This window comes from Aeromonas sp. CU5 (assembly GCF_002586745.1).
GTDB classification, from domain to species: Bacteria; Pseudomonadota; Gammaproteobacteria; order Enterobacterales; family Aeromonadaceae; genus Aeromonas; species Aeromonas sobria.
The window spans coordinates 2,495,135-2,507,664 of record NZ_CP023817.1 but is presented as its reverse complement, the minus strand read 5'-3'; the positions used below and the strand labels follow the sequence as shown (position 1 = coordinate 2,507,664).

Annotated in this window: 10 protein-coding genes and 1 pseudogene; 8 read left to right on the top strand and 3 right to left on the bottom strand. The window is 58.6% G+C overall.

The annotated features are described in order from the left end of the window. Positions 1-14: 14 nt before the first annotated feature. The gene (locus tag CK911_RS10950) at positions 15-2,117 is read left to right on the top strand and encodes a cache domain-containing protein (protein ID WP_172954006.1); all 2,103 of its coding nucleotides are present in this window, start codon (positions 15-17) and stop codon (positions 2,115-2,117) included. Positions 2,118-2,197: 80 nt separating this feature from the next. Here CK911_RS10950 and CK911_RS10945 read toward each other — a convergent pair whose 3' ends face one another. The 3 genes and pseudogenes from CK911_RS10945 to CK911_RS10935 all read right to left on the bottom strand — a co-directional run. Then, positions 2,198-3,064, bottom strand: a complete 867-nt coding sequence (locus CK911_RS10945) for a helix-turn-helix transcriptional regulator (RefSeq protein ID WP_172954100.1) — start codon at positions 3,062-3,064, stop codon at positions 2,198-2,200. 88 nt (positions 3,065-3,152) lie between these two features. After that, positions 3,153-4,010 carry a formate dehydrogenase accessory sulfurtransferase FdhD gene (locus CK911_RS10940; protein WP_098969942.1) on the bottom strand — a complete coding sequence of 286 codons (858 nt, stop codon included), beginning with the start codon at positions 4,008-4,010 and terminating at the stop codon, positions 3,153-3,155. Positions 4,011-4,103: 93 nt separating this feature from the next. Then, a pseudogene (locus tag CK911_RS10935) lies at positions 4,104-4,682 on the bottom strand (IS630-like element ISAhy2 family transposase); the annotation flags it as partial. An 88-nt stretch (positions 4,683-4,770) separates the two neighbouring features. Between CK911_RS10935 and CK911_RS10930 the strand changes: the two are divergent. From CK911_RS10930 to CK911_RS10900, 7 genes are all read left to right on the top strand, one after another. Then, complete coding sequence (locus CK911_RS10930) at positions 4,771-5,688, top strand: IS5-like element ISAs4 family transposase (protein WP_098972507.1); 918 nt, start codon at positions 4,771-4,773, stop codon at positions 5,686-5,688. A 411-nt stretch (positions 5,689-6,099) separates the two neighbouring features. Next, positions 6,100-8,079: an acyltransferase family protein gene (locus tag CK911_RS10925; protein WP_098969941.1), complete on the top strand. Its 1,980-nt coding sequence runs from the start codon at positions 6,100-6,102 to the stop codon at positions 8,077-8,079. A 470-nt stretch (positions 8,080-8,549) separates the two neighbouring features. Continuing rightward, positions 8,550-9,128: a DUF3305 domain-containing protein gene (locus CK911_RS10920; protein ID WP_098969940.1), complete on the top strand. Its 579-nt coding sequence runs from the start codon at positions 8,550-8,552 to the stop codon at positions 9,126-9,128. Further along, positions 9,121-9,723 carry a DUF3306 domain-containing protein gene (locus CK911_RS10915; RefSeq protein WP_098969939.1) on the top strand — a complete coding sequence of 201 codons (603 nt, stop codon included), beginning with the start codon at positions 9,121-9,123 and terminating at the stop codon, positions 9,721-9,723. Before CK911_RS10920 ends, CK911_RS10915 begins: the two co-directional genes overlap by 8 nt. Positions 9,724-9,826: 103 nt before the next feature. Beyond that, positions 9,827-11,572 carry a 4Fe-4S binding protein gene (locus tag CK911_RS10910; protein ID WP_098969938.1) on the top strand — a complete coding sequence of 582 codons (1,746 nt, stop codon included), beginning with the start codon at positions 9,827-9,829 and terminating at the stop codon, positions 11,570-11,572. Between the two features lie 9 nt (positions 11,573-11,581). Beyond that, on the top strand, positions 11,582-12,199 hold the full coding sequence (locus tag CK911_RS10905) for a molecular chaperone (protein ID WP_098969937.1): 618 nt from the start codon (positions 11,582-11,584) through the stop codon (positions 12,197-12,199). A gap of 117 nt (positions 12,200-12,316) precedes the next feature. Beyond that, positions 12,317-12,520 carry a transcriptional initiation protein Tat gene (locus tag CK911_RS10900; RefSeq protein WP_021229865.1) on the top strand — a complete coding sequence of 68 codons (204 nt, stop codon included), beginning with the start codon at positions 12,317-12,319 and terminating at the stop codon, positions 12,518-12,520. The last annotated feature ends 10 nt before the right edge of the window (positions 12,521-12,530 follow it).

Below are 12,530 nucleotides of genomic sequence, written 5' to 3'. Positions count from 1 at the left end.
CGGATGGGGTGGCGATGAAACTGACCCTGATCTCCCGCTGCATGCGCGCCCTGCTGCCCCGCTGCGTGCGCACAAAAGTGCGCTGGCGTCTGCTGCTGCTCACCTCGGTGCCCATCATGCTCACCCTGGCGGGCATGATCGCGCTCACCCTCTACTGGACCCTCACCTACAGCTGGCAGAACCTGCTCACCACGGTGCGCAGCGATCTCGGGGTGGCCCACCACGCCATCACGGTGCAGCAGCAGCGCCAGACCGAACATCTGGAGCATCTGCGCGATGCCTGGGCCTTTCAGCTGCGACTGCGGGAATCGCCGGATCAGCTGCAGGATTGGGTGATGCCGCTGGCGGCCAACTATGGCCTCGACTTCCTGCGTTTGCGCCGTGGCCCCGAGCTGGATCAGCTGACGGCGCAGGCGCGTGCCGCCCTCACGGCCGGACGCAGCGTCAGTCACTTCGTGGTCTGGTCGCAGCAGGAGATGCTCGCCCTCGCCCCTGTGTTGGCCAAGCGGGCTGTGCTGTGGCAGCGGGATGGCACCAAGGTGGTGGAGAACCGGGGATTGATCAGCCTGTCACTGACGCCGGTGATGGGCCGCGACGGCTCGCTCTGGGCTGTGCTGGAGGGGGGCGAGCTTGTCAACGGCAGCACCCGGCTGGTGGATGAGCTCAAGGGGCAGGTGTTTGCCAAAAACACCCTGCCGGATGGCAGCGTCGGCACAGTCACCCTGTTTCTCGACGATCTGCGGGTGAGCACCAACGTACCGGTCAGCAGCAGCCGTCAGGTGGGCCGGGCGGTGGGCACCCGGGTCTCGCCGCCGGTGCGCGAGCAGGTGCTGGGGCGGGGGGAGATGTGGGTTGACCGCGCTTTCGTCCACGACGCCTGGTATGTCTCGGGCTACGAGCCGCTGCTGGGGGCCCGGGGCGAACGGCTCGGCATGCTCTATGTCGGCTTTCTCGAGTGGCCCATCATCCGCACTTACCTCACCAATCTGGTGGAGCTGGGCTCCGGCGTGGTGCTGCTGTTGCTGCTCTCGGGCCTGCTGGTCTATCGCGGCGCGCGGGATCTCTTCTCCCCCATAGAGCGGATGCACAAGGTGGTGCGGCAGGTGCAGGCGGGCCACTCGGCTCGCATCGGCCCATTGGCCCTCGACCCCGACCACGAGCTGGCCCAGCTCGGCCGCCAGTTCGACGCCATGCTGGACCGGCAGGAGGCGCACCAGCAGCAGATGGCTCGCAGCGCCGATGAGCTGGAGCAGAAGGTGGCCGAACGCACCCAGAGCCTCAAGCTCAAGACCGCCGAGCTGGAAGATCATATCCATATGCTGACCGAGGCGCGCCAGCAGCTGCTGATCAGCGAGAAGCTGGCGGCCCTTGGCGAGCTCTCGGCCGGAGTGGCCCACGAGATCAACAACCCCTTGGCGGTGATCCTTGGCAATGTGGAGCTGATGAAGCTGGAGCTGGGGGAGGCGGCCGAGCCGGTCAGCGAGGAGTTGGCGCTGGTGCTGGCCCAGATCGAGCGCATTCGTGCCATCACCCGCAGTCTGTTGCAATACTCCCGCCCCGGCGACTACGAGACGGCGCCGGTGTGGCAGCACCTCAATCCCATTATCGAAGAGAGCCTGACCCTGGTGCGCTCCGCTCTGCGTCAGCAGCAGGTGGAGCTGGTGGCCGACCTCAAGGCCATGCAGCCCATCGAGGCGGATCGTCAGCAGCTGCTGCAGGTGCTGATCAACCTCCTGGTCAACGCCAGCCACGCGCTGGGGGAACAGGGGGAGATCCGGGTCGAGAGCCGCGACTGGTTCGATGAACTGGGTCAGCTGCGCGGGGCAGAGGTGCGGGTGATCGACAACGGCAGCGGCATCGAGGCGGCCATTATCGACAAGATCTTCGATCCCTTCTTCACCACCCGCGCCACCGGCACCGGGCTGGGGCTGGCCCTGAGCCACCGCATCATCAGCCGCTGGGGCGGGGAGCTGCTGGTGGACTCCACCCCGGGGCAGGGGAGCTGCTTTACCGTGCGGCTGCGCAGCCACGCCCTGCTGCCCAGCGGTGGTGAGCCCACGAAACTGGAAGGGTGGCGCATCGCCCTCAATGCCGAGGGGCGTGAGACAAGCGATTGATGCTGTTATAAAAAGGCCCGTTATAAAAACAGCCCGTCAACATGGTTGGCGGGCTGTTTTGTCGGTGGGTGAGTGGTTATTTACTGCGGGCTCCACACCGGCTTGCCACTTTGGGTCAGGTCATAACCGCCAAGGCGGGCCGCCAGCTCGCGCCCTTCGGGGGATTGCAGCCAGCCGATCAGCTGTTGCAGCAAGGTACGAAAGAAGACCCCCTGCGGCATTACCAGATCGAAACACTCCTGCGACAAGGGCATAAAGCCGAGGCCAAACTCGGTGGCGGTGCTCTGGGCGCCGGGCCCGACATCCGCATCGCCACGGCTGATGGCGGCGGCCAGCTCCCGCTCGCTGTTGACCTCGAGGGTGCGCTCCAGCCGGGTCAGCGACTCCCCCTGGGTTTGCAACCACTCCTGCAGGGCGCGCTGGCTGCCAGCACCTTCTTGGCGCATGGCCCAGCGCCAGTCGAGCGCCTCTTTCGCCTCCTTGGGTTGCAACCCCTGCCGCAGTACCAGCCCCTGCACCCGCCTAAATCCATGAACGATCACCCATTGCCGGTGGCCCTGATACTGCTGCACCAGCGCCGGGTGGCGCAGATGGGCCTCTTCGGCCTGCCCCCAGTGGATGGCGCAGAGATCCACATGGCCGCGCGCCAGCATCGCCAGCCCCTGACGGGTGCCGCACGGGGTGTAGCCCACCAGTGCCTGGGTGCCGAGCTGCTGGGCCAAACGGCTGCTGGCGTAGTGGAGCAGCACGTCGTCGGAGCCTGCCAGCAGCAGCCGGTCGTTCATCACCCCCTCGTGGCAGCTGCCGAGCAGCCAGCGATCGAGCAGGGAGCGGGGAAACAGCCACTTGCCGGTCGCCTTGGTGGCGGGGATGCGCGCCTCGTTGGCGAGCTGGTAAACCTTCTTCTCGTTGAGATCGAGGTATTCGGCCACCTGCTTCACGTTCATAAATTCATTCATGGCTTGCGCTTGACCCTTTGGTGGCGTGGTCGAGATACAGAGCGATCTGTTCGGCACTCATAAACTCGTTCATGGCTTAGTCCCGCATCCCGCGCCCGGCCGAACCGGGCGCCAGCACCGGCGGCTTCTCGTCCAGCACGATATGGTCGTGGCCGCTAAAGACCTCGAAATGGCGCCCCTTGGCGCGAGCAATCATGGTGATGCCGAGTTGGCGGGCGAGATCCAGCCCCATCTGGGTGACGCCGGAGCGCGACAGCAGCACCGGAATGTCCATCTGCGCCACCTTGATCACCATCTCCGAGGTGAGCCGCCCGGTGGTGTAGAAGATCTTGTCGTGGCCGCTCTCGCCGCGCATCCAGAGTTCGCCCGCCAGGGTATCCACCGCATTGTGGCGCCCGACATCCTCGACAAAAGAGAGGATTTCGCTGCCGCGACAGATGGCGCAGCCATGCACGGCACCCGCCATCTTGTAGGTTTCGTTATGGGCCGACAGCGCCTTGAGCAGGGCGTAGAGGGTGCTCTGTTTCAGCTCCGGCGCCGCCAATACCACCCCTTCCAGCTTCTTCATCACGCTGCCATACATGGTGCCCTGACCGCAGCCTGAGGTGACCGTCTTCTTCTCCAGCGACTTGTCGAGATCTGCGGCCTGCTGGCTGCTCACCACGGCGGCGGCCTCGCTCTCCCAGTCGACGATCACCGACTCGATGGCCGAAATATCCTCGATAAAGCCCTGATTTTTCAGATAACCCAGTACCAGCGCCTCGGGGCGCGCCCCAAGGGTCATCAGGGTCACTATCTCCTTCCAGTTGAGGTAGACAGTCAGTGGCCGCTCACAGGCGATTTGGCGGGTGTTCATCGTGCCCTGTTCATCCATCACCTCGACGGCCATGGTGAGCTGGGCGGCTGCATTGCTTTTGATAAAGGTCGGTGTCATGGGCCCCTCGCGACCGGTTGCCGGGATCTAAGGGGAGGGATACAGCAAGTTTTGTTCCAGATGCTTCATTCTAAATAACTGATCCTAATAGTGCTACACCTTCGCTGTGCCATAGCCATTCCCGGGGAAAGGAGACACTGTATCCATGAAGTGTTTCACTCGAGCCAGCAGGTTGGCCATCCCTCTGCATTGATGATTGCGCGTGATGGTTTCATGCAACTTGTGCCACAGCCGTTCTATGTGATTAACCCAAGGACTGTAAACTGGCTGGAATACCAGGCAGAACTTGGGGTTCTTCTTCAACCATCGCTCGGTCTGTTTGCTTTTGTGAATGATGTAGTTATCGAGGATCAGCGTGATGGTTTTGGCTCGTCGGTAGTGGTGACGCAGCTTTTCCAGCATGGCGATAAACAGCGATGAGTTTTTCTTTATCCCGCTGACGTAAAGCACTCTTCCGTTGCCTGCATGAAGAACGCCTGCCAGGTAATGCTTGGCATTTTGCCCCGGAGTGACAACACGCTTTTGCTGCGCTCTGAACATCCAGTCGGCCCCTAATTTGGGATTGAGGTCTATATCGACTTCATCCTCATAAAACACCGGATTATCGGCATCACAGTGGGCCAGTGCAGCGTCGATATTCGCCATTTTCTCCTGATAAGCTGGGTCTTTTATGGCGTTGTTTCCTAAATCGATGCAGCTTGAATGGAACTAATTGAAAACCCAGTGCTCTGATCACCACCATCCCCCTCAAGTCTGCATCATGGGTAAAGTGCTTCACCCCATCACCAATTGGCCTCAATACAACAGGTCTTTGATCAACCGTGGCTCTCTCACTTTCTGGGTTGATGCCGAGGCCATGGATAACTGGTTTCACCAAGACCATCACGGAAAACGGGGACGCAGCCAGCTCTACACCGACCAGAGCATCTGTACCGTTCTGATGCTCAAAGGGATTTTCAGCCTCACGCTGCGAGCCACTCAGGGGCTACTCGACTCCCTGTTCGAGCTGATGAATGTGCCGCTGTGTGCCCCGGACTACAGCTGTGTCAGCAAGCGCGCACGCACAGTGAAGGTGGCCTATCGGCAGCCCCCCAAGGGGCGCATTACCGACCTGGTTATCGACTCGACGGGTCTGAAAGTGTTTGGTGAAGGCGAGTGGAAAGTCAGAAAACACGGCGCTGAGAAACGTCGAGTCTGGCGCAAGTTGCATCTGGCGGTAGATCCGGTGACTCACGATATCGTGGCGGCAGAAGTGTCGCTGAAGAATGTGCATGACGCGGAGGTGTTGCCGACCTTGCTCAATCCTCTGCGTCGCAAGCTGGGGCGTGTTTACGCGGATGGCGCCTATGACAGCAAAGCCAGCCATCGGTTGATTGCGCGTAAAGGGGCGACGGCGTGTATCCCGCCTCGCAAGAACGCAGGGCTATGGAAAAAGGGCCATCCGAGAAATGAGGCGGTGCAGGTGATGCGCAAGGAAGGGCTGGCGCACTGGAAGAAGATATCGGGGTATCACCGTCGTTCGCTGGCAGAGACAGCGATGTTCCGGTTCAAACAGTTAATGGCAGGCCAAATCACCCTGCGAAAATACAATGGTCAAGTGGGAGAAGTGATGGCGTATGTGAGCGCGATAAACAAACTGAACACCCTTGGCTTACCTGTCAGAAAGCCCCGAGTGTAGCGGTCACCCGGGGCTGGGGAAGTCATGACTTGCTGGCTGATTTGGGAAACAACGCCATAGGCATCAACTCAGTCCTTTGGGTGTGGCTTGTTTTGTTTGGCGACTAATGAGATCACACAAACTGGTCTGAGTTCCCTTCCTCCGGTGATCTACTATTCGGAGCAGTTATTTAGAAGGCAGCAATGCTGGTACTATTGATATATCTACTAAATGCCTGATTGGTAAATATTAGCGTGAGTCTCTTGGTACGTTTCAAGATGCTCGGCTCATGGGGTTGGCTTGAAGTAGGGCACCGTGATTTTATGAGTGTGTTAGGGCATCGATTGCGGCATAATCTGCCCACTTTTGGTCGTTATTTCTCGCAATGGCGGGCAATTTTTCAATTTATTACATTTCGGAATGTGAAGCTGTATGGCAACTAACCAACCAACCAACCAACCAACCAACCAACCCCTAATCCAGTCTAAGTCATTTCGTCACGATATTAACGGCCTGCGGGCTTGGGCGGTGGCCGCTGTGATGCTTTATCACTTTGGCGTGCCCGGTTTTGCTGGTGGCTTTATCGGGGTTGATGTTTTTTTCGTCATCTCTGGTTTTTTAATGACCGGGATCATTATTGCTGGCCTCGAACGTGGCAATTTTTCGCTGTGGGATTTTTATCTTGCACGGGCAAGGCGGATTATCCCTGCCCTGTTGGTGCTCTGTTCCAGCTTACTGATCTTTGGCTGGGTCTGGCTACCCAGCGTTGATTACAAGATGCTGGGCGTCCATGTGGGTACGGCGGTTGCGTTCGTATCAAACCTAAAATTCTGGCGCGAAGCCGGTTATTTTGATGCCGCCTCTCATGAAAAGTGGTTACTGCACACTTGGTCGCTGTCGGTGGAGTGGCAATTTTATATTCTATTGCCGCTGGGCTGCCTGCTCTTGTGGCACTTTTTTGGCAAGCGCGGGGTAAAGTGGGCGCTTGTTGTGGTCGGGATGTTGTCGTTAGCCCTGTCTATTTATGTTAGTGTGCGCTGGCCGGGGCCTGCGTTTTATCTGTTGCCAACTCGCGCGTGGGAAATGCTAGCGGGTGGCTTGGTGTGGTGGGCCACTCGAACTCAAATTATGCCGCGCCAGTGGGCCGCATTAATTGAAGGGCTTGGTTTTGCGCTGATCGTTTGGGCGATCGCCACATTTGATCCAGCGATGCTGTGGCCTGGCTATTTGGCGCTGGTGCCGGTGGTGGGGGCCATGTTGGTATTGGCAGCCAATCGCCAGCATTCATGGTTTACCGCTAACCTGTTTGCTCGCCACCTCGGGGCCAGCTCTTACTCAATTTATTTGTGGCACTGGCCGTTGGTAGTATTGCTGACTTATGCTGGTGAGCAAGGCAATCCACTATGGATTATCTTGGGGGTGTCGGGCTCGCTGATGTTGGGTGAGGTTTCTTATCTTTTTGTGGAAAACCCCACAAGAAGATCTTTAGCAACTTTTACCAAGTTAAAAGAAAGTCTAGCTGTACTGTCACCGGTGATAATGTTGGTATTTTTATCTTGTGTAATTTTTATTCTAGGTGGTGCTAATTTACCAATCCGCTCTGGCGCAGTGTCAGACAGCTCAAAGTATATCGATAAATATTCGCGTGATGCATACTTAACAAATACGATCAAAAATGAATATAAGCTAGAGTGTGATTATTTTAATGGGGAAACCTACATTGCTAAAAATGAAGGAATACCCGACACTTGTGCTATTAAAAATCAAGAGGATGGAATATTTTTGTGGGGGGATTCTCATGCACAAGCATTGTCATATGGCTTAAGGAAACATTTGCTACCAAATTATGATTTTTATCAAATAGCATCTTCGGGTTGTCAGCCTCATTTAGGTAGTGATAGTGTGACTACTGGGCAATTCAAGTTGGCTTGTGATAGATCAAATAATGCTGCAATCCGAGCAATAGAAAAATTGCAACCTAGCTTAGTTATCATGGCGCAGCAACATGATCATGATAAAAACCATTATGAAGAAATTGTTAAGCGTCTCACAGAGCTAGGGGTCAAGCATGTTGTTATTGTTGGCCCTGTACCACAATGGCAACCATCATTACCTAGAACAATAGGCTTGCGACATTTTGATAAGGCAGAAACCTCATTTGCTGATAGTGCTTTTGATAGAAAGCTACTTGAGATAGATAATTCAATGAAAGTGAATTTCTCACAACGCACTGATGTAAGTTATATATCTATTCTTGACAAATTGTGTCATCGCGGGAAGTGTCTTGCTAAAGTGGATGATAATAACTCGCCGCTTGTCTGGGATTATGGTCATTTATCCCTTACAGGTTCTGACTTTATCGTACAGCACGTTTTTTTAAAAAACGATCTGCTTAGATCTTATTTAAGATGATTTATTAGTTGTGTTAAATGCACTGTGTATCAAGATTGGTGGCCACAGTTTTGGCCACTAATCTTGTATGGTGTGGAACATAAAAATAGATCGTATTTTTTGACTTACTTGTAGTCTGACGCTTCACGAAGCGAATCCCAACGTTTACCGCGAACAGCCTTATCAAGGCAATAATCGGATAATTCGGCCTTATTCGATTATTGCCATTCCCTCGATTATGCTCGGGTGAATAGGTTTGACGCCGCATGTTGGGCTTCGCTGCGCTCTGCACCAACCTACGCCCGCGCCAACCTATGTCCCGCACGACGTCCCAACCCGCATCAAAGCCCCCATTAACCACCAAACCTGCCTTGGCCCCACTCTTGCTAAGTCTTATCCCATTGATGGCCGTGGCTGCCCTGAATCTCCTGCTCTGATCCGCCCCGAACGGGGTGGATTACGGGGGAGGGCGGCCCGGCAGAGACCTTCTGATGGGAGCCGTGACAGTGCAAGACACCACCAATACCTTGCCCCCGCAGCGCTGGCTGCAACTGGAGTTAAAGGCCATCGACAGCCAGGTTGGCCGCTGGCAGAGCCGCCGTTTCGAGATTGCGGCGCTCCACCCTGCCGAGCCCGAGGCTGCAGGTGCCTTGCCCCTTACCCTGTTTCGCGATGAGCGGGGGGATTATCGCTTCAATTTGAGCTCCGGCTCGCCCCGCCTCTTTGTCACCGGAAGCCGCGTGGACAGTGGCTTTGTGGCCGATGGCCTGACCCTGAGCCAGACCGTGGCTGCCGCCTATATGGATGGCGAGCGGCAGGTGCTCTCTTGTCCGCTGCCCGAAGCGCTGCAAGCCTGGGTGGAGGCCTTTATCGGTCGTCACGGCGAGCTGCTGGAGGCCCGTCGCAAGGGCAAGAAGGGCAAGGGGCGGGCGCAGGATCAGCTCGGTGTCGATAGCCAAGATCAAGCCAGCTGCGGCGCAGTCAAAGCCACCGGCCCCGATGGCCGCGAGCGTGGCAGCAATGCTGGAAACAGTGCCGGAAACAAGGCCGGAAACAGCGCCCATGAGTGAGTTCCTCAAGCGCTGGTCGTCTCGCAAGAGTGAGGCGCGCAAGCATCAGGTATTGCAGCCGAGGGAAGAGGCCATTCCCGAGGCTGTTACCGCGTCAACCGAAGGCAGTGGCGAAGGTGAAACTCCAGATACCGCGATGGATAGCTCCGTAGTCAGCACTGACAAGGGGAGTGGTGAACCCCTTGCAGTTGAGGGGGCTGAGAGTGGCGAACCGCCGCTAACAACGGCTCAGCCGGGCAAGTCAAAACTCCCGGACAGGGAGGCGCTGCGGGCCATGTTTCGCAGCCACAAGCCGGATGGGCTCGACGACTACACCCAGGATTTCAGCCAGCCCGAATTGCTGCCTGCGGCCCTGACCGCCGGGCTGCGCAACTGGCTGGTAGATCAGGTAACCGCCCCGGACAGCGAATCGGCCAATCCGGCCAGCGGATCCGCTGAACCGGTTGCAGTTGCCAGCGAACCTGCCGCCGACGAGCCGCACGAGTTGGCTGATAACCATTCTCAAACCCACATCGATGGTCGGGACATTTTGGCTTCCTCTAATGGACAAAATGTCCCAACCAAAGGTGGGGGAATGGAACCCTCAGGATCCTGACTCCCTGTCAGTCACTTTTTTTCCGGGGGAGTTGGCTCGCCTCTTGCTCTCTCGGCTTACCAACAAGCGCCCATCCCATGAGGTGGCGCGCACAGGAGCGTATGTGAGCACTGAACAAACATTGCCAAATCTGACCCCAAATCTGACCTCAAATCTGGCCCACGGGGCGGGGGCGGCCGAGCATAACGCGCGCGCGCGCGCCTGTGCCCTGCAGCATACGGTCAAGACCGACAACCTGATCCCGGCCACTGTCTCTTACCAGAGTCAGGGGCGCTTGCTGCTGGTCGGCCCGGAAGATCGCATTCGCCGCGCCGCCAGCCTGCTGCCTGCCGGGGTGAAGCCCACCCTGCTGGTGACTGAATCGGTTCACGATGCTGAGGCGGCAGATCTTGAAGCCATTTTTGATGCCACCGCATCCCTCGCGGCCCTGACCCTGCGCGAGCCGAGCCTGACAGGGTATCTCGGCCAGTTCCAGCTCACCGGCCTCAATGGGCAGGGTGAGCGGGTTAACCTGGCTGCGCTCTGTTTTACTCAGCAGGCCGCTGCAAATGGCGAACCGCGCTTCGATCTGGTGGCCGATCTGGGCCGCGCCCCGCTCTTTGCGCTGGAGCGCCCGCCGGTGGGCTATCTGCATCTGGCTGATGACACAGACTTGGCTGAACGGCTCGCCGAGATCTGCGCACTGACCGGTATCTTCGACAAGCCACGCTATTTTCGCCTCGACCCCGAGGCCTGCGCCTTTACCGCTCGCGGCGTGCCCGGTTGCAGCCGCTGCCTCGATGTCTGCCCGACCGATGCCCTCAAGCCCATCAATGGTCGCATCCAGATCGATCCCCATCTCTGTCAGGGCTTCGGTAGCTGCGCCTCTGCTTGTCCGACCGGGGCGATTGCCTATCACCAGCCCGATGCCAACACCAGCGGCGACTACCTGCTGCGCTTGCTCAAGCACTACCGGGAGGCGGGCGGCGAAGCGCCCCAGTTGCTGATCGCCGGTGAAAACGAGCGCGAATGGGTGGAAGCCGAACTCACCCGCCTGCCCGCCAACTGGCTGCCGATCTGGGTGGAGGAGAGCGCCAGTTTAGGCATCGAGAGCTGGTTCGCCGCCCTCGCCTATGGCGCCAGCGCGGTGCGCATTGCACTGGGCGATGATGCCCCCGCAAGCGTCCGTGCGCTGGTTGAACGGGAGCTGGCCAGCGCCGCCGTGCTCTTGGCGGGCGCTGGGCTTGCTGCCGATCGTATTGCCCTGTTTAACGGCGATGCCGAAATGGATGAGTCTCTTTACGTGCAGCCAGCCATTGCCCTGCTGGAGAAGCCGCTCAAAGGGGACAAACGGGAAAACCTGTTTGCCGCCTTCGATGTCCTCTGGCAGGCCAACGAAGGGAGCTGCGAGCCGCTGGCGGTACCTCATGGCGCCCCATACGGCAGTGTGGAGCTGAAAGAAGCTGACTGCACCCTCTGCATGGGCTGCGTGGCGGTCTGCCCGAGCCGCGCCCTGCATGCGGTGGGTCATGCGCCGGGCCTCAATTTTATCGAGCAGGATTGCATCCAGTGCGGCATGTGTGAAAAGGCGTGCCCCGAGCAGGCCATTGTGCTGGTGCCCCGCCTGCAACCTGTGCCCGAGGCGCGCCGCGCCGTCCAGAGCCTCAAGGCCGAAGAGGCTGCCTGCTGCATTCGCTGCTCCAAGCCGTTCGCGCCAGCCTCGATGATCCGCCGCATCCAGCAAAAACTGGCCGGTCACTCCCACTTCCAGAATGAGGCCGCCCAGCGGCTGCTGATGTGCGAGGACTGTCGGGTCAAGGATGTGTTTGCGGCGCTGGCGGCGGATCCCGTCTCCCAGCTCAAGGTGTGAGGGCCAGTGATGAGTGAACAACATAACGAAAAGGCTGGCGAACTGACCATGACCGAACTGGAACAGAGCAGCGCCGATCTCTACGCCCTGCTGGCAAGCCTCTGGCGCGCCGCCCCCCGTGGCGAACAGCTCGCCTGGCTGCAAGGGTTGCAGGCTATGCCGGGCCCCTTTGCCAGAGGGCTGGGACTGGTGCAGCTGGCGGCTAGCAGCCACCACGAAAACGAGCTTGGCGAGGAGTATCAGGATCTCTTTATCGGGCTGGGGCGCGGGGAGATCGTGCCGTTTGCCTCCTGGTATCTCACCGGCTCATTGATGGAGCTGCCGCTGGCGGTACTGCGCGCCGACCTGCAGTCCCTCGGCTTCGAGCGCCAGAGCGGAGTGTGCGAGCCGGAAGATCATCTGGCCGCCTTGTGCGAGGTGATGGCGGTACTGATTGGCGAGCAACACCCGGAGCGCAACCGCTTCTATGAACGCCACCTTGCCCCTTGGGTTCTCGCCTGCTGCCGCGATCAGCAACAGGCGAAAGGGGGCAGCTTCTACCGGGCGGTCGGGGCCCTTGCCGAAGATTTCTTCAAGCTGGAAAACGAATTGCGCCTGCCGTTTGGCGCCTGCGTGGTGAAGGGCTGAACGCCCCTATCTGTGCATAACAAGAGCTGCGCATAACAAAACGAGCAGATGAGATATCCCATTGGACGCGAAGCTGGCGCGCAGGCGCCGGCAAGAACAAAAACAGAGGTCACAAGAATGAGCGATGAAAAGCTGAAAGACCCGTCCCGCCGCAATCTGATCAAGGGAGTTGGCGTGGTCGCCACCATAGGCGTATTGGCCGGTGCCACCGGTCGGGTGGTTGGCAAAGAGGTGCTGACCCACGACACCGAGCCTGACAAGGGCTATCGGGAGACCCCCCATGTTCACGACTTTTATCGCACCCTGCGCGGCACCGACTGAGCCGGATCAG

Coding starts and splice junctions, on each gene's coding strand:
- CK911_RS10950 (WP_172954006.1), top strand. CDS start 15: ATGAAACTGACCCTGATCTCCCGCTGCATGCGCGCCCTGCTGCCCCGC.
- CK911_RS10945 (WP_172954100.1), bottom strand. CDS start 3,064: ATGAACGTGAAGCAGGTGGCCGAATACCTCGATCTCAACGAGAAGAAG.
- CK911_RS10940 (WP_098969942.1), bottom strand. CDS start 4,010: ATGACACCGACCTTTATCAAAAGCAATGCAGCCGCCCAGCTCACCATG.
- CK911_RS10930 (WP_098972507.1), top strand. CDS start 4,771: ATGGGTAAAGTGCTTCACCCCATCACCAATTGGCCTCAATACAACAGG.
- CK911_RS10925 (WP_098969941.1), top strand. CDS start 6,100: ATGGCAACTAACCAACCAACCAACCAACCAACCAACCAACCCCTAATC.
- CK911_RS10920 (WP_098969940.1), top strand. CDS start 8,550: ATGGGAGCCGTGACAGTGCAAGACACCACCAATACCTTGCCCCCGCAG.
- CK911_RS10915 (WP_098969939.1), top strand. CDS start 9,121: ATGAGTGAGTTCCTCAAGCGCTGGTCGTCTCGCAAGAGTGAGGCGCGC.
- CK911_RS10905 (WP_098969937.1), top strand. CDS start 11,582: ATGAGTGAACAACATAACGAAAAGGCTGGCGAACTGACCATGACCGAA.
- CK911_RS10900 (WP_021229865.1), top strand. CDS start 12,317: ATGAGCGATGAAAAGCTGAAAGACCCGTCCCGCCGCAATCTGATCAAG.